The sequence below is a fragment of the Kaistia terrae genome (assembly GCF_026344005.1).
GTDB classification, from domain to species: domain Bacteria; phylum Pseudomonadota; class Alphaproteobacteria; order Rhizobiales; family Kaistiaceae; genus Kaistia; species Kaistia terrae.
The window spans coordinates 14,388-33,716 of sequence record NZ_JAPKNH010000011.1; the positions used below are offsets into that span (position 1 = coordinate 14,388).

The window sequence follows — 19,329 nt, forward strand, 5'->3', positions numbered from 1 at the left end:
CGATGGACCTCGACTATCAATCCGTCGTCGCCTTCTCCAAGAGCTGGGGGCTGTTCTACCTGATCGCGCTCTCCATTGGCGTGCTGGTCTACACGTTCTGGCCGAAGAACAAGAAGGGCTTCGACCAGGCCAAGAAGAGCATTCTCGACAAGGACGACAAGCCGTGGAACTAGGCAAGCGCGATCCCGTCACCGGACGGACGACGACCGGACATGAATGGAACGGCATCGAGGAACTCGACTCGCCGGTGCCGCGCGTCGTGCTGTTCTTTCTGGCCGTCACCATCCTGTTTTCGATCGGATATTGGGTCCTGATGCCGGCCTGGCCGCTGGGCTGGACCTATACCAAGGGCGTGCTTGGCATCGACCAGCGCGAAATCGTCACTCGCGAAGTGGCGGATGCCGCCACCGCCCGCGCCGGCTGGACCGACCGCGTCGCCACGCTGGACTACGCCGCCATCGAGGCTGATCCGGCGCTGATGCAATCCGTCCGCGAAACCGGACGCACGCTGTTTGTCGACAATTGCGCTGCCTGCCACGGTGTCGATGCCAAGGGCGGTCCGGGCTTCCCCGATCTCAAGGCCAAGAGTTGGCTCTGGGGCGGCACACCGGAAGCCATCGCCGAAACCATCCGCGTCGGCATCAACTCGACCCATGGCGATACGCGCGTTTCCCAGATGATGGCGTTCGGCAAGGAGGGCATCCTCGACCGCGAGCAGGTGACCAATGTCGTCGCCTATGTCCGCTCCCTGTCGGGAACGGCGACGGGCGCACCGCTCGACGCCGACCGGGTCAAGGCGGGCCAGGAGGTCTTCGCGGCCAACTGCGTCGCCTGTCACGGCGAAGCGGGCAAGGGCAATGCCGAACTCGGCGCGCCCGACCTGACCGATCAGGCCTGGATCTATGGCGGCGACGCACAGTCGATCTACAGCACGGTTTATGGCGGGCGGCAGGGTCACATGCCGCATTGGGGCGAGCGTCTGAGCCCGATCGACACCAAAATCCTGGCGCTCTACGTGCATTCGCTTGAGGGAGAGGCAAAATGAGCCTCGCTCGATCAGCGCCCGGAACGCGGGAACGACGGGTGAACTGGAGGTGGATTTCGATCGCCATCGCTTCGGTCAGCATCGTCGTCCTGCTCGGCGCCAATGCGCATCTCGTCTATGTCGCGCTCCGCTACCAGCCGGATTGCGTCCCGCATGCAAAGGCGGCTTCCGATTCCGGTGACGGCTTCCGCGCCGCCAAGTCTGCATGCTGAGGCAGGAGATTTTCATGGCCACCACCACAAATCCATCCAATGCCCTCCAGCAACCGCTTGCGCCGTCGCGGCGGCGCGGCCTCGCTCCAGGCGCTGCCTTCGGCTGGCTCGCGGCCGGCTGGCGCGACCTGCTCGTCAGCCCGGCGACCAGCCTCGTCTACGGACTGGTCGTCTTCGCCATCTCGGTCGTCGTGATCTGGAGCCTGTTCGCTCTCGGCCTCGACTACATCCTCTTCCCGGCGCTGGCCGGCTTCATGGTCGTCGGGCCACTCGTCGCGATCGGGCTCTACGCCAAGAGCCGCGACATCGCGCAGGGCCGTCCGGTCTCGCTGGCGCGGATGATCTTCGTGAAGGCACGGTCCGGCGCCCAGGTTTGGTTTACCGGTGCCATTCTCTGCCTGCTCATGCTGGTCTGGATGCGCGCCGCGGTAATCATCTACGCGCTGTTCTTCGGCTTGCGCCCGTTCCCCGGGCTCGATCACGTCGCAACCATGCTGTTCACCACGCCGGTGGGCCTTGCGATGCTTCTGGTCGGAACCGTCGTCGGCGCGCTGTTCGCGGCCTTCTCCTTCGCCATCAGCACCTTCGCGATCCCGATGTTGCTCGATGAGGATACCGACGCGTTCACGGCAATGGGCACCAGCATTTCGCTGGTCTGGAACAATCTGCCGGTGATGCTGACCTGGGGCGCGATCGTCCTCGCGCTCTTCGCTGTCTGCGTGGCAACGGGGCTGATCGGTCTGATCGTCGTGTTCCCGCTGCTGGGCCACGCGACCTGGCACAGCTATGAGGCGATGAAATGAGTTGCTGCGCGGCCGGCGCCGCCGACGCGGCCCGGCCGATCGACGCCGTCTCGAACGAGGAACTGCTTCTCGCCAGCCGCGATCTCGGCGACGGCCTTCGCCAGGTCGATCTCGCCGTGCCGGACATGCATTGCGCCGACTGCATCCGCAAGATCGAGCGGGGACTGGCCGGGCTTCCCGGCGTCACGCACGCCCGGGTAAACCTCTCGACCCGGCGAGCGAGCGTAAAGTGGCGCGGCGAGGTTCCGCCGCTGATCGAGACTCTGGCGGGGCTCGGCTATGCCTCGCACCTCTATGACACGACCGAGGCGGCGAGCGATCCGCAGCTTACCCGGCTGATCCGTGCGCTGGCCGTTGCCGGCTTTTCCTCGATGAACATCATGCTGCTGTCGGTGTCGGTCTGGTCCGGCGCCGACGCGGAAACCCGGCAGGCGTTTCACTGGATCTCGGCCCTGCTCGCCATACCGGCGCTATTCTATTCCGGTCTCGTCTTCTTCCGCTCCGCCTGGAGCGCGCTCAAGCATGGCCGCACCAACATGGACGTGCCGATCTCGATCGGCATCAGCCTCGCCTTCGGCATCAGCGTCTACGACACCTTCCAGAACGGCGCGCACGCCTATTTCGACGCCGCGACATCGCTGGTGTTCTTCCTGCTGATCGGTCGCACGCTCGACCATTTGATGCGCGAGAAGGCACGACAGGCGGTCAGCGGCCTGGTTCGCCTCGCCCCGCGCGGCGCGACCGTCCTGCACGCTGACGGCAGCCGCGACTACCTGCCGGTGGCCGAAATCGAACCCGGCATGGTGCTGCTCGTCGCTGCCGGCGACCGCGTGCCGGTCGATGGCACCATCCTCAGCGGCGCTTCCGAACTCGATTGTTCCGTTGTTTCCGGCGAAAGCCTGCCCCAGCCTGTCGAGGCAGGATCCGTGCTCAAGGCCGGCATGCTGAACCTGACCGGCGGCCTCGTCGTCACGGCGACCGCACGAGCGGAGGACTCGTTCCTCGCCGAGATGGTCCGGCTGATGGAAGCAGCGGAAGGCGGCAAGGCCCGCTATCGGCGGCTCGCCGACCGTGCCTCGCAGCTCTATTCGCCAGTCGTGCATGCAACGGCCTTCCTGACGTTAATCGGCTGGATCGCCGCCACCGGCGACTGGCATCGCTCGATCAGCATCGCCATCGCCGTCCTCATCATCACCTGCCCCTGCGCGCTCGGCCTCGCCGTGCCGATCGTTCAGGTCGTCGCCGCCCGGCGCCTGTTCGAGAACGGGGTCATGGTCAAGGACGGCTCCGCCATGGAGCGCCTGGCCGAGATAGACACCGTCGCCTTCGACAAGACGGGCACGCTGACCCGCGGCCAGTTGAAGCTCGTCGACGATGAGAGGATCGAGCCCACGGATGCGGCGATCGCCGCCGCGATGGCCGCATCCTCCAACCATCCCGCTTCGCGCGCCATCGCCGCGCGCTTTGGCGTTGGCGACGTGACGTTCGCGCGGCTGACCGAGATTCCCGGCCGCGGCATCGAGGCGGAATTGGACGGCCAGACCTATCGCCTCGGACGGGCCGATTGGGCGCTGACGAACCCCGGCGAATGGCAGGGAGCCGTCCTCAGCCGCGACGGAAAGTTGCTCGCACCCTTTTTCTTCACGGACGAACTGCGGCCGGACGCGCGCGAAGCCGTGTCGGCCCTCCGTCAAGCCGGCCTTGAAACGCTCATCCTTTCCGGCGACCGCGCGGAAGCCGTGCAGGCGACGGCCGCCGAGTTGGGCATCCCCAATTTCACCGCGTCCGCCCTGCCCGCCGACAAGGTGTTTCGCGTGGAAGCGCTCGCCGCGGCGGGCAGAAAGACACTGATGGTCGGCGACGGGCTCAATGACGCGCCGGTCCTGACGGCAGCCCATGTCTCGATGGCGCCAGCGAGCGCCGCCGATATCGGTCGCAACGCCGCCGACTTTGTCTTCCTGCGCGACAGCCTGAAGGCCGTACCGCTGGCGCATCACGTTTCGATGGAAGCGGGGCGGCTCATCCGCCAGAACTTCGGCCTCGCCATCGTCTACAATCTCATCGCGCTACCGATCGCGATCGCCGGATGGGTGACCCCCCTCATCGCAGCGCTGGCCATGTCGCTGTCGTCGATCCTGGTCGTCGCCAATGCGCTGCGTCTCAAGGCCGGCAACGGCAAGGGCGAGGCAAAGTCCAGCGCCGCTGTCAAAACGCGGCCCACGGAAGCCGCCGAACGGGACGTGCGCCAGACCCCGGTCGCACAAGGTCAGCCATGGACAGCCTGATCTTCCTCGTTCCGCTCGCGCTGCTGATCGGCGTGGTGGCGCTCGTCATCTTCCTTTGGTCGCTTCGCAGCGGCCAATATGAAGACCTCGACGGCGCCGCCGAACGCATCCTCCTGGATGAAGACGAAGACCGGGGCCCCGGCGCCTGAAGCGCCCGCAACTTTCGATTCCAGCACCCCGTCGCCTGCATCGGTCGGCCTCGCTGCCTGCCGTTAATGCCGGCAGCGCCGACCATCGATCCCCTTCCCGCGCGCCAAATTTTCCATCTCGTGGAACGATGCCGCATGAGGCATCGTATGATGATTTTACCAACAATATTTAGCGTTGATACTTGATAGCGCCTGTCCTAGCCTGAGGGCCAAGACGGACGGCAAGCCATCCCGCCAGCGCAAAACAAAGCGAATCGCGCGGGATTTGGGCAGCCGGTCGAGACGAAAGCCGGGATCAAACAGACGGCAACAGTCTGCGCCCCGGAGGGAAACAGGGACGGCACCAGCCGCTCTCTCGAAGGCAAGTCCATCCAAGGGAAGGGGTTCACGATGAAGACCAACAAGAACAACATGGCGGGCGGCCTCGATCGGCGCGCCTTTCTGAAGGCTGGCGGCGCCACGGCGATGGCCGCCCTCATGGCGCCGGGCCTCGTCGGCCGCGCAGAGGCAGCCGGCTTCACCGGCTCGCTCGACATGCTCGCCTGGGATTTCCAGCCCGACATGATCAAGACGCTCGTCGGCGAATGGACCGCCAAGGGCAATCCAGCCGTCAATCTCGCCGTGATCCCGAATGTCGGCTATTCGCCGGCGCTGCAGACCCGCCTGCGCGGCGGCGACGCGATCGATCTCTATTACAACTTCGCCTACAACTCGCAGAAGTTCGTCGACCAGGGCTGGGCTTCGAAGCTGAACGGCCTGCCCGGCGTCGATGACATGGTCGCCGACATGTTTGAGAGCGCGCGCCCAGCTTATGTGAACGCCAGCGGCGACATCATCAGCGCGCCCTATTTCTCCGCCGTACACATGATGCACTACAACCAGCGCATGCTGAAGGACGCCGGCATCGCTGCCGCGCCGCAGACGCTGAAGGAAATCTACGACGCCTCGAAGACGCTCAAGGACAAGAAGATCGTCGATGCGCCCTACGTCGCCTATTGGGTGAAGGAATTCTGCGAGGAATACCTGCACACCTATCTGCTGAACGAGGGCGTCACCGCGTTCGACGCGGCCGGCAAGCCGGTCTTCGCCGACGATCCGAAGACCGTCGGTGTCTTCGAATGGTGGCAGGCCATGTATCAGGAAGGTCTGGCGGCAAAGTCGGTCCTGAACACCGATCCGGGCAAGCTGGCCAACCAGATGGCGCAGGGCGAAGCCGCCTTCTTCGTGCTGCACCACTATTTCCTGACGTCGATCCGCGCGTTGGGAGGGCCGGAATCCGCCAATGTCATGCAGTCGCCGATCGGCGGTTCCAACTTCACCTTCCAGATCGGCGAAGTGCTGCAACTCGGCGCCGGCGAAGATGCCCCCCGGCGCGAAGCCGCCTGGGATCTGATGAAGTTCTATGGCTGGAAGGATTCGGCCGGCAAGTTCACCGTCTTCAATCAGTGGGCCAAGGCAGCGGGCCTCGCTGCGCCCTATCCGGGCTTCTTCAAGGACCCCGACGTCATCGCCGCCTTCCCGGATTACTACGACCTGCCGCTGATCTCGAAGACTTTCGAGACCGGCTCGAAGGTCGTTCCGGCCCGCACGCTGCCCTGGTATCCGGACTTCCAGGCCCGTGTCGGCGACGTCGTGCATGCGCTCCTGCTCGGCCAGGCAACGCCGGCGCAGACGGTCGAGGACCTGACGGCAGCGGCGAATTCGGCCCAGAAGGGCCGAAGCCTCTGACGTTGCAATCCTGAATGCGGGCCTCGGTTTCGCTGGCGAGACCGAGGCCCTGCCCATGATGCGCGTACAGACATGCCTGCCCGCGGCAGCCATCCCATGGGCTCGCAACGCGACGGCAGCGCCTGAAGGAAATCACCGTGTCGGCCACACGCAAACTCGGCGGATCTCTCCGCAACGACGACGGACGGTTCGGGCTCAAGGTGACGGCGCCTGCCGCCATCCTTCTCGCCGTGCTGCTGCTCATTCCGACTGTACTCACCATCCTCTACAGCCTGCATGACGTGCCCGCGCATGGCCGCAGCCTCGGCCCCTTCGTCGGTCTTGAGAATTACACCATCGTCCTCGGCAGCTCGGTGTTCTGGCGATCGGCCTGGGTGACCTTCCTGTTCTCGGTCGGCTTCGTCGTGCTCTCGACCCTGTTCGGCCTCGCCATGGCGCTGCTGCTCAACCAGCACTTCATCGGCCGTGGCCTCGCCCGCGCGCTGCTGATCATCCCTTGGGCGACGCCCTGGCTGATGATCGGCATCCTGTGGAAGTGGTTTGCCGATGGCAGCGTCGGCGGTCTCAACGCCGTGCTGCTGATGATGGGCGCCACGACCGACTATCACGACTTCCTGTCCGACCCGAACTCGGCGCTGGTGGTGACCATCGTCGCCGCCGTCTGGCGACAGGCGAGCTTCGCCGGCATCCTGCTGCTGGCCGGCCTTCAGACGTTGCCCGGCGATCTCAACGAGGCAGCATCCCTCGACGGCGCCAATCTCTGGCAGCGCTTCCGCAACATCACCCTGCCCTGGCTTCGGCCGGCGCTCGTCACCGTCACCGTGCTCAACATCATCTACGCCTTCCTGCAATTCGACGTGATCTTCGCCATGACCCAGGGCGGGCCGGGTGACGCCACCCAGGTGCTTTCGATCCTGATCTATCGCCAGCTGTTCGGCGTCACCCAGATCGGCCTCGGCTCGGCGCTCGCCGTCATTCTCGGCTTCGTGGCGCTCGCCGGCGGCCTGATTACCGTCAAGCTGCTTTACGCCCGGGGGAGCCAGCCCGCATGACCGCTCTTGTGCAAACCGCCCCGGCGCGACGCCGTTCGAAGGCCGCCACCGCCAGCGGCCGGCAACGAAGTTTCGTCGCCAGCTGCGTGATCTATCTCTGCGTGCTGGTGTTCGCAATCTGGATCCTGCTGCCGGTCTGGTATCTCGTCGTCTCCAGCCTGATCACCCCGTCGCAGCTCGGCGTGAAGCCATTCCCGATGGTCCCTTCCAGCATTACCTTCGACAACTATCTCTCGGTGCTGACCGGCTCGACCAATCTGAAGGGTTTTGGCACCACCGACATGGGCTCGCGCCTGCTGCCGGCGATCGGCCAGAGCTTCTTCGTCAGTTCGGTGCTGGTGATCCTGAACCTGTTCATCGCCGGTCTCGCCGCCTACGGCCTGTCACGCTATCCGTTCCGGGGCTCGCGGCTGTTCGAGCTCTCGATCATCATCTCGCGCGTCATCCCGGCCATCGCCATCATCGGGCCGTTCTTCGTCGCCTTCCGCGTCACCGGCATCCTGAACACGCCCTGGGCGCTGATCATCAGCTACAACGTCTTCACGCTGCCGCTGGCGATCATGATCCTGAAGAACTACTTCGACCAGCTGCCGCGCGAGATCGAGGAAGCCGCCAAGATCGACGGCGCTTCCCGGCTTCAGACGCTCTGGATCATCGTCGTGCCGCTCGCCCGCCCCGGCCTAGTAGCCGCCGGCGTGCTGATCTTCCTCGAAGCGTGGAGCGAGTTCTTCTATTCGCTCGTGCTGACCAACCAGCTGACCGTTCCACCGCTTCTCGCCGGGTTCCAGTCCGTGCAGCAGTTCAACTGGAACGCGCTCGCCGCCGCGACGGTGATGTCGATGATCCCGCCGGTCGTGCTCGTCATCATCTTCCAGCGCCACGTCGTCGGCGCGCTGACTGCCGGAGCCGTGAAATGACCAGGTCCATCCGTGCGGCAGTCATCAGCGCCGGCTCATGGTCGCAATCGAGCCATCTACCGACGCTCGCCGCCCATCCCGGCGTCGAGCTGGTGGCGCTGTCGAGCCCGAACGAAGCGACGGCGAAGAACCTCGCCGCCGCTTTCGACGTGCCGCTCGCCTTCACCGACTGGCGCGATGTGCTGGCGCAAAAGCCCGACATCGTCGTCGTTTCCAGCCCGCCAGTTGCGCATGAAGAGCAGGTGATCGCGGCGCTCGAAGCCGGCGCGCATGTACTGGTCGAAAAACCGTTCGCGCTGGAAGCCGTTGCCGCAAGCCGGATGCGCGACGCGGCCGACCGGGTCGGCCGCACCCTGCTGGTTGGTTTCGGCTGGCCAGCCGCGCCCGGTTTCGCGCTGTCGAAAGCGCTGATCGACAGGGGCGAGATCGGCAAGATCGAGCACCTGACCATGCATCTCGCCGTCAACACGCGCGCTCTGCTGATGGGCGGAACGGATGGCGGCTGGGGCGGCGACGGCACCTCCAACACCGCCACCTATACGGACCGCAAGATCTCGGGCGGCGGTTCGGCCGCCGTCTCGATGTCGCATCAGCTCGGCCTGATCGAATGGCTGGCCGGCGAGCCGATCGTCGCCGTCAGCGCCAGCACCTATCCGCCGGGGCGCGAGATCGACCTGCATGCCAGCGTCAACGCCGATTTCGCCGGTGGCGGCACGGCAGCGATCAGCAGCGGCTCGACGCACCCCTATCTCGCCCGGCCGCAATGGCACCTCGCGCTCTATGGCGACAAGGGCCAGATCTGGCTCGATTCCGTCGTCGACCATGTCCGCCTCGTGCGGGCGAATGGCGACGTAGTCGAATATGGCGAAGCCGATGCCTCGGGCCTCTACGACGCCGGCGCGCCCACCACCGCGTTGATCGAATGCGCGCTCGGTGCACCAGCGCCCACGGGCCTGACAGCGCAATTGGCGGCGCACGTCGTCGCCGTCACGGACGCGATTTACGAGAGCGCCCGCACCGGACAGAAGATACGGATCCCAACAGCATGACTTTCCAGACCACGCTCTTCTCCGGCGGCATCATCGTCGATGGCCTCGGTTCCGATCCCGTGCGCGGCGACGTCCTGGTCGAGGGCGACCGGATCGTCCGCATCACCGACGGCACGGAAAAGCTCGAAGCCGACCGCGAGATCGCCATCGGCGGGCTGATCCTCGCTCCCGGCTTCATCGACATGCATACCCACTCCGACCTGCAGGTGCTGGTCCAACCGGACCACACCTCCAAAATCACGCAAGGCGTGACGACCGAAGTGCTCGGCCAGGATGGGCTCAGTTACGCGCCGATCGACGAGGCGACGCTGGCCGAACTCCGTGCGCAGTTGAAGGGCTGGAACGACGACCCGCCGGGTTTTGACTGGAACTGGCGCTCCGTCGCCGAATATCTGCAGCGTCTCGACGGCAACACCGCCGTCAACACCGCCTACCTCGTGCCGCACGGCAATCTGCGCATGCTCGTCATGGGCAACGCGCCCCGCCTCGCTACATCCGACGAGTTGGAGCAGATGAAGGCGCTGCTGCGCACGGCGCTTGAGGAAGGTGGCGTCGGCCTCTCGACCGGCCTCACCTATGTCCCGGCCATGTATTCCGACACCGACGAACTGGTGGCGCTCTGCGAGGTCGTCGCCGAGTATGGCGGCTTCTATTGCCCGCACCACCGAAACTACGGCCTCGATGCGCTCGGCGGCTATCGCGAATGCTTCGAGATTGCCCGGCGGTCCGGCGTCGCGTTGCATCTCGCCCATACGCATCTCTCCTTCGAGTGCAATCGCGGCAAGCTGCCGGAATTGCTGAAGATGCTGGACGACGCGATTGCCGACGGTGTCGACCTTACCTTCGACAGCTATCCCTATCTCGCCGGCATGACGACGCTGCTGTCGCAATTGCCGAGCTGGTCGCTCGCCGGCACCGGCGAGGAACAGATGGCGCGTCTTCGCTCGCCTCAGTATCGTGCCAAGATCATCGAAGCGCTCGACATCATCGGTTCGGACGGGCATCAGGGCCTGACCGTCAATTGGTCAACCGTGCATGTCGTCGGCACACCCGGCGCGCCGGAGCTTGAATGGGTGATGGAGTCGGACCTTGCGACCGCCGCGAAAAAGGCCGGCAAGAGCCCGGCCGAGTTCGCGCTCGATATCCTCGTCGCCACCGAGCGCAGCGCCCCTTGCGTGTTCTTCATCGGCCATGAGGAACATGTACGGGCGCTGATGCAGCGCGACGAGCACACAGTCGGCAGTGACGGCATCCTGGTCGGCGACCGGCCGCATCCGCGCTCCTGGGGTACCTTTCCACGTATGCTGGAAACCTATGTGCGCGAGGAAAAGGTACTGACGCTCGCCGAATGCGTCCGCCACATGACCAGCACCGCCGCGAACCGCCTGCGCCAACCCGATCGCGGCCGGATCGTCGAAGGCGCCAAGGCGGACATCGTCGTCTTCGACGACATGACGGTGAAGGCCCACGCCACCTACGAAGTCCCGCGCCAGGCAGCGACGGGCATTTTCCATGTCATGGTCAATGGCAAGCTGGCGCTCGAAGACGGCAAGATGACGGGCGTGCGCGCCGGCCGTGTCATCCGCATGCCAGCCTGATCTCGCCTATCCACAAGGTACAAAGCAAATGTCCGCCGCCCTTTCCGCCGCTGCCTCCGACTGGACCGACATCCCGGTCGCCACGCCCGGCCTCGTACTCGATCTCGACGTGCTCGACCGTAACCTCGACGAGATGGCGGCGATTGCCCGCTCGGCCGGGGTCGAGCTTTATCCGCACGCCAAAACGCACCGCATGGCCGATGCCGGGCGCCGCCAGATCGCGCGCGGCGCGCACGGCCTTTGCGTTGCCAAGCTCGGGGAGGCCGAAGCCTTTGCCGATGCCGGCATCGAGCGGCTGTTCATCGCCAACCCGATCTTCGGCGCCGAGAATGGCGCTCGGGCACTGGCGCTCTCCCGCCGCGCCGACGCGCTGTTCGCAACCGACAGCGTCGACGCCGCGGCCAGCATCGGCGCGGTCTTCGCGGCGGCGGGCGAAAAGGTCCGCATGATGCTGGCGATCGATTCCGGCCTCGGCCGCGAGGGCGTCTCGCCTGCCAAGGCGGTGGATGTTGCCAAGGCGATTTCTGGCGCGCCCGGCGTCGATCTTGTCGGTATTTACACCCATGAAGGCGCCACCTACGGCGCCAAGGACAAGGCCGACCTCGAAGCTCGCGCGGTGGCCGCCGGTGAACTGATGGTCGGCATTGCCAAGGCGATCCGCGCAGAAGGTATTAAGCTACCGATCGTGTCGCTCGGTGCCTCGGCCTCGGCCCGAGCCGTCGCCCATGTGCCGGGCGTGACCCAGATCCGCCCCGGCATCTATGCTTTCAACGATGTCGGCCAGATCGCGCTCGGCAATGCGACGCTCGACACCGTCGCCGTCCGCGTCATCGGCACGGTCATCAGCCATCCCGATCCCGACCGCGCCTGCATCGACGCTGGCTCAAAGTCGCTTTCGACCGATCTCGTCCCCGCCGCGGCGCATCGGCACGAATATCCCGGCATGGGCATGATCGTGAACGCACCGGGCTGGGTCATCGACAAGATGTCGGAAGAGCATGGCTGGCTGCGCTGGCAGGGCGAAGGCGAGCCGACGCCGCTGCCGGTTGGCACCCGCCTCGAGATCGTGCCGAACCATGTCTGCATGGCCTTCGCCATGCTGCGCCGCGCCGCGATCCTGCGCGATGGCAAGCTGACCGGAACCTGGGAAGGCTTTGGGCCGGGCTCGTCGGAATAGCGATAGCGAGCTAAGCTCTACGCAAACCAGCACCGATCGGGGGAGAATCCAGATGTCCGACTTCAAGCTCGCAGCCGGCGAGGCGCTATTCATTGCGTCACGCGGCGTTTTCGAACTGCACGGCCTCACCCGCTGGGTCGAGACGGACGGCCTCTGGAAGGGCGAAACATTGGCGCGGGCCGAGCATCTCTCCTCGCTCGCCTGGCACCCGACTCTGCCCGTCATCTACGGCACGTCGCGTGCCGGCATGGATGGAGAGATCCATGCTTGGCGGATTGACGGAGACAAGGCCGAAACCATCGGCGAGAAGAAGAGCGGCGGCGCCGAGCCCTGCCATCTGACCGTCGATCCCTCCGGCAAACTGCTGGTCTTCACCAACTACACGACGAGCACGGTCGGTCTGCAGCGCCTTGGCGCCGATGGCAGCTTCGACGGTGATGTCGCGCTTGTAAAACTTTCAGGCGGCGGTCCGGAGACGGATCGGCAGGACGACGCGCATCCGCACCAGGCCTTCTTCGTCGGCGAGACGCTGTTCATCATCGATCTCGGTGACGATTCCATCCGCGAATTCAGCGTCGACCTGACCAAGCCGGGCGCGGCCGCGTTGACGCAGACTCGGGTGACAAAGCTGCCCGCCGGCTGCGGCCCACGCCACGCCGTCGTGTTGCCGGACGGCCGCCTCGCCATCTCAGGTGAGCTTGGCTCCAACCTGCTCGTCGGCCATCCTGGCGCGCCTGAGGGCGCCTGGCAGAGCGTTCCAAGCACGACGCGTCCGGGACCGGCTCGCACCCGCCATCGCCGCAACTATCCCGGCGACATCCAGCGCTCGGTCGACGGACGCTTCGTCTATTTCGCCAATCGCGGCAACGACACGATTTCGACCTTCGACGTCTCCGGCAAGATACCGAAGCTGGTGTCGGAACTCGATTCAACCGTGTTCTGGCCGCAGCACCTGCTCGTCCAGGGCGACCACCTGCTCGTTGCCGGCTGGGATTCCTCGCGCATCGCCGCGCTGAAGCTCGATAACGGCGTACCGGTTTCGGCAGATACCGCCTTCGAATGTGCTTATCCCGGCTGGATCCTGCCGCAGAAAGCCTAGTCGCCTCGGTCCCGGCAGCGGCTCGACCAAGGCCGCGGCCGGCTTGGCTTTAGCGTCGGCGAAAAGTCGACCTCAGGTGGCCCGAAAACGTATCTGCGCGGCCTCGTGCAGATCGCCGAGCAGCACCAACTTGAGGAAACGCTGGTCGTCATTGTCGAGGCCGATGCGCTGAAGCGTCAGGAACTCGAGCGATTCCGCGATGGTCAGACCCCGAAAACATTCGCGTCCGGCGCCATCAATCACCAGCGCCTGCGCCGGCTCCAGTCTGTCGCGTTCCTCGACAGTCAGTTCGAGATAGCGGACCGGACGGCTGGTCGATCCGGACGGCGCGGCGGCTCGTCGGGGGTCTGCGAAAGCAGCGGCCGGAGGCGTCGGCTTCCGCGGCAGTTTGGACTTCTTTCCTAGCGACATGCAATTTGCCTTGTGGGTCATCCTGACCCGATAAGGCAGCCTCAGCCGTTCGCAAATTCGAAAACCGATCGTTGCAATTTGAACGATCGGACGATTTAGCAAGGCTGACCATCGAGGCGGGATGCGGCCGCCCGAAGACGGGCAAACATCGGCGAGCCATGACCGTTTTTCCACGGCGCCTGGTGCATTTTGCCGTTTCTCTGAAACGGCGAAAATCTCAAATTTCCTGCCTGGTCGCGAACCGTCATGCGTTCGCGCGAAATCGCCCTAGTGGCGCGAGTTCGACATCGACTTGGAGTGCTTTTCCATCGACATCAGGACATCGGCTTGGCCGAGCAGATCGTCCAGGGACTCGTTGCGGCCCGGCATAGCCTGCACGATGCCGACGCTGATCGAAAGCGTACACTGCGCAGGCGACAAGCGATTGAAGTAATCGAGCCGCGTCCGCAGGCTGTTGCGCAACGTCTCGGCCGGGGCCAGCGGCGCCTGCACGAGAACGCAGAACTCGTCTCCGCCCATCCGGCCGACTACGTCCGACTGACGCACGCAGTCACGCAGAACGCTGGCGCAATCGGCGATCAGACTGTCGCCGACCGAATGGCCGAACTTGTCGTTCACCTTTTTCAGCCCGTCGACATTGATGAAGGCCAACTGGCACCCGTAGCCGCCGGCGAGGACCGCCTCGGCCGCGCGGCGGAAACCGCGCCGATTCAGGAGACCGGTAAGATCGTCAGTGATGGAGAGTTCCTCGATATCAGCCTTCGCCTTGTCGAGTTCGGCAGCGCGCAGACGCACGCGATCCTCAAGTTCCCCGTAGATGCGGATGTTCTCGATCGCCAGCGACGTGGCGTCCGCGAGCCGCACCATAAGGTGCAGGTCGTCCTCATTCGGCCCGTTCACCGCCGCCCAATAGACCCCGATGGCCCCAACGGGCTCCAGGGTGCGGATCGGAACAACGACCAGGCTGCGGACAAAGGTGCCCTCAAAGACGGAAGGGTCGAGACGGTTATCCGCCGTGATATCCAGCGACAACACCGGCTGCCGGTTCAGCATCGCCCAGCCTTCGATGCAATCGTGGAGCGGAACACGCATACCCTTCCACAGGGGCGCGATCGCATCCTCATCGACGAAATGCCCAAACGTGCCTTCGCGCTGGAAAAAGGTCGCGCCGTCGCTGCCCGTCATCTGGCGGGCGGCCGCATTGACGATGCGCTGCACCTGGCCCGTCTCGCGCGCGAACGACAGAGCCTGCACCGCCGAGAGGAGAATCTCGACAGAACGCAGATAGCGCTCCGGATCGCGCGGCCGAGTGCAGGCCGCAATGCCCACTATGTTCGATACCTGGCCGTGCATGTGCGTCTTCGATTGCCTCGCAGAGATTGCCACTGGTAGCAGATGCAATCATTCCGACACAATCATAATGCAGCCCGAAAACCAACAACGTTTCGCGAGGATGCCCATGGACATCCTCGCGCTACCAAAAGTTGGGGCTGAAGACCTAGCCGCTGACGGATGCGAGGAATTTCTTGAAAACGAAGCCGCGCTTGCCGCTGGCAACCACCTCGCACCAACCCTTGCACTGAACGACCTGCACCTGGTCGCCGGTCTTGAGCAGGCCTATGGTCGGCGCACCATTGTCCGGATTGCCGCGCAATTTGACGCCGCTGGTGATCCTGGCGGGCCCGGGAACGAGCGATGTATCCGCCGCCTTGGCCGGCACGGCCACCGACTCAGGAACGGCCGCGGTGACTTCTGACGATGGTACCGGATCGGCGACGGGCTTCGGCGCAGCCGCGACCGGCGCGGATTCGGGCGCCACTGCCGGCGGCGCCTCAACAGCCGACGTCGCATAGACCGCGCGAACGCTCGGTTGGACCGGTTCCGTGCGGACAGCCGAACCAGGCAACAGTGCGGTGCCCAGCGTCGGGGCAGAGCCCGAGATGGATTCGAGCCCGTCAGTACCCCGCAGTGGCGGCGCTTCCGGCAATGCCGGGTCCTCGACAGCGCGGTCATAGACCTGCTTGGCCGCCGGGGCCGGCAGAGGCGCGGCCTCCGTCGTGGCGATTCCGGCGGTGGCGATCCCCGCAGTAGAGACCTGGTCGATCGCCTCCTCGACAGGTGCATCGGTGCGGGCGGTGACCGACTGGATGGTCGCCAGGGCGCCGCCGCCGACGAGAGCCAGCACGGCGAGGACGGCCACCAACTGCCGGTTCAACACGGTGCGGCGACGTCCCGCGTCGGTATAGGCGAGCGGCGCGGCGTCATAGGAAGGCGCCTCCCCTCGGGAAACGCGCAATTCATCGACGGCAATCGAGAGGCGTTCCGCCAGTTCGCCGGAAAGCTGTTCTTCCAGCGCCGCGCCCGTCGGCGCGGAATCCGGGACGGGGGCCGTATTGGCGAGACGTCCACGCGCCAGAAGCCGCTCGACCACAAGCCGATCCTGCTGCGGAGCCTCTGTCGAAACGGTCCCGCCGGGCAGCGTATCGCCGGCAAAGCCCGTCTCGATCTCGGCCTGGACCAGCGGCAGCGCATGAACAGACCGGGCCGGCTCGTCGGGTTGCAACACCGAGGCAACGTTGCGCAGGTCGCTCATCAGGGCGGCCTCAAGCTCGGCGGCGAGATCTTCCAGCCGGCTCGCAGCCTCAGCCGCAGCGGCTTCGGGCCTGGCATCATAATGCACGAGCCTGGGGCCGGCACGCAGGCTCAGGGGAACGGGGAGGGACGGCGTACGGGGAGACTCCTCGGAAGCGCCTTCGGCGCCGGAATTCAGGAGATCCTGATCGGTCAGCTCAGCGAGACTGCGCGCGCGCAAGGCGGCGCCGGACTTGCCCGAATGTGTCATGGTACTCATCTCTACTTTGCTTCGACATGTAACCCCCACACCCGCCAAAACAGACGACAAATTCGTTTTGGTTAATATTTCCTTCTGCAGTAACTTGTCGAAATATTACTACAGAAATCTTCCCGTCGACCGGCTCCATCCGAAGTGGATCGATCCAGATTGATCATGAACGGAAAATGCGGCGACTCTTTGCCGATCTTGAGGCCGGAGCCACAACCCGGATCAACGACGGCTGTATCTGCCGTGTTGCTTGATCGCGAGACGTCGGCCTGGTTGCGAGGTGTAGGGCCTAGTCGCGAAGCGTGCGTGGACGCAGGGTGCGCAGAGTAAAGATATAGACCGGCACACCCGAGATCAGCACCAGCAGCGCGGCAAAGGGCGCGGCGGCGGCATAGGCGCTGTCATTGGTGTGCAGCCAGACTTCGGTCGCCAACGTCACCACGCCGGTTGGAGCCAGGATCAGAGTGGCCGTCAGTTCGCGCATCAGTTCGAGCGCCACCAGCGCCAGGGCCGCGCCAAGGCCCGGGGCCAACGACGGCAAGGTCACTGAGACGAAAGCCTGCAGCGGGCTGCGGCCGAGCGTGCGAGCCACCTCCTCGATCTCGCGCGGCACCAACTCGGCCGAAGCACGGATCGCCGATTGGGCAAGCGGCAGGAACAGGATCGCATAGGCCGCGAACAGCACGGCCCGCGTCTGGTAGATCGCCGGCAACAGACGGATCGAGAGATAAACCAGCGCCAGGGCGACGACGAGACCCGGCAACCCATGCACGACATAGGGCAACCGGTCGGCGAAGCGCGCGAAGAACCCACCACTGCGCAGGGCCAGCAGCACCAGCGGCAAGGCGATCAGCGTCGTGACGACGGTTCCAGGCAGCGCCAGAGACAGCGAGCCAAACAGCGCCGGCCCCAGCGCATCCAGGCCTCGACCGGCCGAAACACCCTTGACCAGCCAGTAGCCGAGACGGCCGAACGGCACGCCGAGCGAGACGATCGCGACCAGCAGGAAGCCAAGGACAACGAAGGGCGTCGCGCGACCGAGGCGGGCCGGCGAACCGCGCCGCGCCGTGTTGCGGCCCACCTTCGAGAAACGGACGCCGCGCCGCAGCCACATCTCGCCGAACGCCACCGGCAGGCAAAGCAGCATCAGCAGCGCGGAAAGCACGGCCGCCGACGAATTGTCGAACTGCAGCTCATACTGCTGGAAGATCGCCGTCGTGAAGGTTTGGACGCGCAGCAAAGCCAATGCGCCGAATTCCGACAGCATGTGCGCCGCCACCAGCAGGGCGCCGCCGCCGAGCGCTGGAAGGGTTCTTGGAAAGGTCGCTCTCCAGAAGGTGGCGCCCGGCCCCTTGCCCAGCGAACGCGACACTTCCTCCATGCCCGGATCCATGCCGCGGAGCGACGCCGCCACTGGCAGGAAGATGAGCGGGAAGCTCTCCATGGTCAGGATCAGGATCGCCCCAGGCATGCCCTGAAAGGCGGGGCCGAGCGACTTCCACGCGAAGCTGGCGACGAAGGCCGGCATGGCTAGCGGCAGGCAGCACAGCACCCGCCAGAGCCACTTCGCCGGAAGATCGGTGCGCTCGGTGAACCAGGCGGCGGCATAGCCGATCAGCCCGGAAAATACTGTCACCGACAGGCAGAGCGTCACGGTATTGCCGAGCAGCATCGCCGTGCGCGGCCGGGCGAGCTCGTTCCAGATCCCTTCCCAGCCCGCGCCCCAGGAACGCATCAGCACATAGACGATCGGCAGCGCGATCAGGGCGGTCGGGATCAACGCCAGCACGACGAGCAGCCGCGACGCCGGCGCAAGGCCGGCGGTGCCGCGCCGGGAAGAGCTGCTGGAAGCGCTGCCGTCGCTGGTCAAGCGAGATCAGCCTCGCGCAGCAGTGCGAGCGCATCGGCGGCGTCGCCGAGATCCGCCGGCGTCACAGGCGCCGGATCGAGCTGGTCGAAAGGCTTGAGCGAGAAGGGCGACACGACGCCGGGCCGTAGCGGGTATTCCGCGATCGCGCCGACGATGGCCGCCTGCCCCTCGGCGCTGACCATGAAGGCGACGAAGCGCTGCGCGGCGGCGGACTTCTTCGAGGTTTTCAACACCCCGGCGCCGGAAACGGTGATCAACGTGCCGGGGTCGCCATTGCCGATGAAATACAGCGCCGAGTTCATATTGTCGGGGCCGAGCTCATGCTCCAGCGCGTGCCAATAATAATTGTTGCTGAGCGCGACCGCGATATCGCCACCCTCGACCGCCTCGACCGCGGCGGAATCGCTGTTGTAGACGCGGCCGTACTGGCGCAGGCCCTTCAGCCAGTTCAACGCGACGTCGCGCCCCTTCAGCAGCGAAACGGCGACGACCTGCTGCTGGAAAGCGCCGCTGTTCGGCGCGAAGGCGACCTTGTCGGCCCAGCTCTCGCCGGCGAAATCGAGCACCGTCTTCGGCAGCGCCGACAGTTCGATCATCGACTTGTTGTAGACGACGACGCGGCAGCGCGCTCCGGCACCGATCCACGATCCGTCCTTGGCGGCGAATTCGGCCGGGATCTGCTTCAGCGTTTCGGGATCGAGCGGCGCCAGCAGGCCCTTGGCATCGATAGCGGCGAGCGAGGGGCTCTCTTCCGACCAGAACACATCGGCGGGCGAATTGGCGCCCTCCTCGATCAACTGGCTGGCGAGCTGCGCGCTGTTGCCATTGCGCGTGACGACGGCGATGCCCGTCGCCGCGGTGAAGGCGGCAACCAGCGCTTCGACCGGCGGACGATGCTGGCCGTTATAGAGCGCCAGCGTCTGGTCTTCGGCGCGCGCGGGGCTGGCCGTGTCCGTGAGCAGCGCTGCACCGGCTGCCCCGATGCCGAGATGCATCAGCTGACGTCTTGTGACGTCGTACATTGGAATAACTCTATGTTATTGCTGTCGATTACTTTTTGTACCAATACCTGCGGGCGCGCCCTGTCAACTC

18 protein-coding genes are annotated in these 19,329 nt (G+C 65.3%); 13 read left to right on the forward strand and 5 right to left on the reverse strand.

The features are described 5' to 3' along the window. Window positions 1-2 precede the first annotated feature (2 nt). The 13 genes from OSH12_RS22095 to OSH12_RS22155 all read left to right on the forward strand — a co-directional run bounded on the left by OSH12_RS22095 (window position 3) and on the right by OSH12_RS22155 (window position 13,114). A complete protein-coding gene (locus OSH12_RS22095) occupies window positions 3-173 on the forward strand; it encodes a cbb3-type cytochrome c oxidase subunit 3 (RefSeq protein WP_266345797.1) in 171 nt (56 codons plus the stop codon). Beyond that, a complete protein-coding gene (gene ccoP / locus OSH12_RS22100; RefSeq protein ID WP_266345798.1) occupies window positions 164-1,045 on the forward strand; it encodes a cytochrome-c oxidase, cbb3-type subunit III in 882 nt (293 codons plus the stop codon). Before OSH12_RS22095 ends, ccoP begins: the two co-directional genes overlap by 10 nt. Window positions 1,046-1,083: 38 nt before the next feature. Beyond that, window positions 1,084-1,257, forward strand: coding sequence for a hypothetical protein (locus OSH12_RS22105; RefSeq protein WP_323180710.1), 174 nt, complete (start codon window positions 1,084-1,086; stop codon window positions 1,255-1,257). Between the two features lie 14 nt (window positions 1,258-1,271). Next, on the forward strand, window positions 1,272-2,060 hold the full coding sequence (locus tag OSH12_RS22110) for a DUF2189 domain-containing protein (protein ID WP_266345800.1): 789 nt from the start codon (window positions 1,272-1,274) through the stop codon (window positions 2,058-2,060). Continuing rightward, the gene (locus tag OSH12_RS22115) at window positions 2,057-4,345 is read left to right on the forward strand and encodes a cation-translocating P-type ATPase (RefSeq protein ID WP_266345801.1); all 2,289 of its coding nucleotides are present in this window, start codon (window positions 2,057-2,059) and stop codon (window positions 4,343-4,345) included. Before OSH12_RS22110 ends, OSH12_RS22115 begins: the two co-directional genes overlap by 4 nt. Further along, complete coding sequence (gene ccoS / locus OSH12_RS22120; RefSeq protein WP_266345802.1) at window positions 4,333-4,494, forward strand: cbb3-type cytochrome oxidase assembly protein CcoS; 162 nt, start codon at window positions 4,333-4,335, stop codon at window positions 4,492-4,494. The genes OSH12_RS22115 and ccoS overlap by 13 nt, the downstream gene beginning before the upstream one ends. 390 nt (window positions 4,495-4,884) lie before the next feature. After that, a complete protein-coding gene (locus OSH12_RS22125; protein WP_266345803.1) occupies window positions 4,885-6,222 on the forward strand; it encodes an ABC transporter substrate-binding protein in 1,338 nt (445 codons plus the stop codon). 137 nt (window positions 6,223-6,359) lie between these two features. Continuing rightward, a complete protein-coding gene (locus tag OSH12_RS22130; protein ID WP_266345804.1) occupies window positions 6,360-7,274 on the forward strand; it encodes a carbohydrate ABC transporter permease in 915 nt (304 codons plus the stop codon). Continuing rightward, the gene (locus OSH12_RS22135; protein ID WP_266345805.1) at window positions 7,271-8,191 is read left to right on the forward strand and encodes a carbohydrate ABC transporter permease; all 921 of its coding nucleotides are present in this window, start codon (window positions 7,271-7,273) and stop codon (window positions 8,189-8,191) included. The genes OSH12_RS22130 and OSH12_RS22135 overlap by 4 nt, the downstream gene beginning before the upstream one ends. Beyond that, window positions 8,188-9,240, forward strand: coding sequence for a Gfo/Idh/MocA family protein (locus OSH12_RS22140; RefSeq protein ID WP_266345806.1), 1,053 nt, complete (start codon window positions 8,188-8,190; stop codon window positions 9,238-9,240). Before OSH12_RS22135 ends, OSH12_RS22140 begins: the two co-directional genes overlap by 4 nt. Continuing rightward, entirely contained in the window at window positions 9,237-10,838 is a 1,602-nt protein-coding gene (locus OSH12_RS22145; RefSeq protein WP_266345807.1) for an N-acyl-D-amino-acid deacylase family protein, read from the forward strand. The genes OSH12_RS22140 and OSH12_RS22145 overlap by 4 nt, the downstream gene beginning before the upstream one ends. Before the next feature lie 28 nt (window positions 10,839-10,866). Beyond that, window positions 10,867-12,015, forward strand: coding sequence for an alanine racemase (locus OSH12_RS22150; protein ID WP_266345808.1), 1,149 nt, complete (start codon window positions 10,867-10,869; stop codon window positions 12,013-12,015). A 52-nt stretch (window positions 12,016-12,067) separates the two neighbouring features. Then, window positions 12,068-13,114: a lactonase family protein gene (locus OSH12_RS22155; RefSeq protein WP_266345809.1), complete on the forward strand. Its 1,047-nt coding sequence runs from the start codon at window positions 12,068-12,070 to the stop codon at window positions 13,112-13,114. Between the two features lie 72 nt (window positions 13,115-13,186). Here the strand turns inward: OSH12_RS22155 and OSH12_RS22160 are convergent, their stop codons facing one another. The 5 genes from OSH12_RS22160 to OSH12_RS22180 all read right to left on the reverse strand — a co-directional run bounded on the left by OSH12_RS22160 (window position 13,187) and on the right by OSH12_RS22180 (window position 19,259). Next, window positions 13,187-13,699, reverse strand: coding sequence for a hypothetical protein (locus OSH12_RS22160; protein WP_266345810.1), 513 nt, complete (start codon window positions 13,697-13,699; stop codon window positions 13,187-13,189). 93 nt (window positions 13,700-13,792) lie between these two features. Next, window positions 13,793-14,743 (reverse strand): GGDEF domain-containing protein, encoded by a 951-nt coding sequence (locus OSH12_RS22165; RefSeq protein WP_266345811.1) that lies wholly within the window; start codon window positions 14,741-14,743, stop codon window positions 13,793-13,795. Between the two features lie 280 nt (window positions 14,744-15,023). Next, window positions 15,024-16,376 carry an SH3 domain-containing protein gene (locus OSH12_RS22170; RefSeq protein ID WP_266345812.1) on the reverse strand — a complete coding sequence of 451 codons (1,353 nt, stop codon included), beginning with the start codon at window positions 16,374-16,376 and terminating at the stop codon, window positions 15,024-15,026. 280 nt (window positions 16,377-16,656) lie between these two features. Continuing rightward, window positions 16,657-18,237, reverse strand: a complete 1,581-nt coding sequence (locus OSH12_RS22175; protein ID WP_266345813.1) for an ABC transporter permease — start codon at window positions 18,235-18,237, stop codon at window positions 16,657-16,659. Continuing rightward, complete coding sequence (locus OSH12_RS22180) at window positions 18,234-19,259, reverse strand: extracellular solute-binding protein (protein ID WP_266345814.1); 1,026 nt, start codon at window positions 19,257-19,259, stop codon at window positions 18,234-18,236. The genes OSH12_RS22175 and OSH12_RS22180 overlap by 4 nt, the downstream gene beginning before the upstream one ends. Window positions 19,260-19,329 lie beyond the last annotated feature (70 nt).

Excerpts from the sequence above, each read along its gene's own strand:
- OSH12_RS22095 (WP_266345797.1), top strand. The coding sequence starts at position 3 with ATGGACCTCGACTATCAATCCGTCGTCGCCTTCTCCAAGAGCTGGGGG.
- OSH12_RS22170 (WP_266345812.1), bottom strand. The coding sequence starts at position 16,376 with ATGAGTACCATGACACATTCGGGCAAGTCCGGCGCCGCCTTGCGCGCG.
- OSH12_RS22155 (WP_266345809.1), top strand. The coding sequence starts at position 12,068 with ATGTCCGACTTCAAGCTCGCAGCCGGCGAGGCGCTATTCATTGCGTCA.
- OSH12_RS22180 (WP_266345814.1), bottom strand. The coding sequence starts at position 19,259 with ATGTACGACGTCACAAGACGTCAGCTGATGCATCTCGGCATCGGGGCA.
- OSH12_RS22150 (WP_266345808.1), top strand. The coding sequence starts at position 10,867 with ATGTCCGCCGCCCTTTCCGCCGCTGCCTCCGACTGGACCGACATCCCG.
- OSH12_RS22145 (WP_266345807.1), top strand. The coding sequence starts at position 9,237 with ATGACTTTCCAGACCACGCTCTTCTCCGGCGGCATCATCGTCGATGGC.
- OSH12_RS22140 (WP_266345806.1), top strand. The coding sequence starts at position 8,188 with ATGACCAGGTCCATCCGTGCGGCAGTCATCAGCGCCGGCTCATGGTCG.
- OSH12_RS22125 (WP_266345803.1), top strand. The coding sequence starts at position 4,885 with ATGAAGACCAACAAGAACAACATGGCGGGCGGCCTCGATCGGCGCGCC.
- ccoS (WP_266345802.1), top strand. The coding sequence starts at position 4,333 with ATGGACAGCCTGATCTTCCTCGTTCCGCTCGCGCTGCTGATCGGCGTG.
- OSH12_RS22135 (WP_266345805.1), top strand. The coding sequence starts at position 7,271 with ATGACCGCTCTTGTGCAAACCGCCCCGGCGCGACGCCGTTCGAAGGCC.
- OSH12_RS22110 (WP_266345800.1), top strand. The coding sequence starts at position 1,272 with ATGGCCACCACCACAAATCCATCCAATGCCCTCCAGCAACCGCTTGCG.
- OSH12_RS22115 (WP_266345801.1), top strand. The coding sequence starts at position 2,057 with ATGAGTTGCTGCGCGGCCGGCGCCGCCGACGCGGCCCGGCCGATCGAC.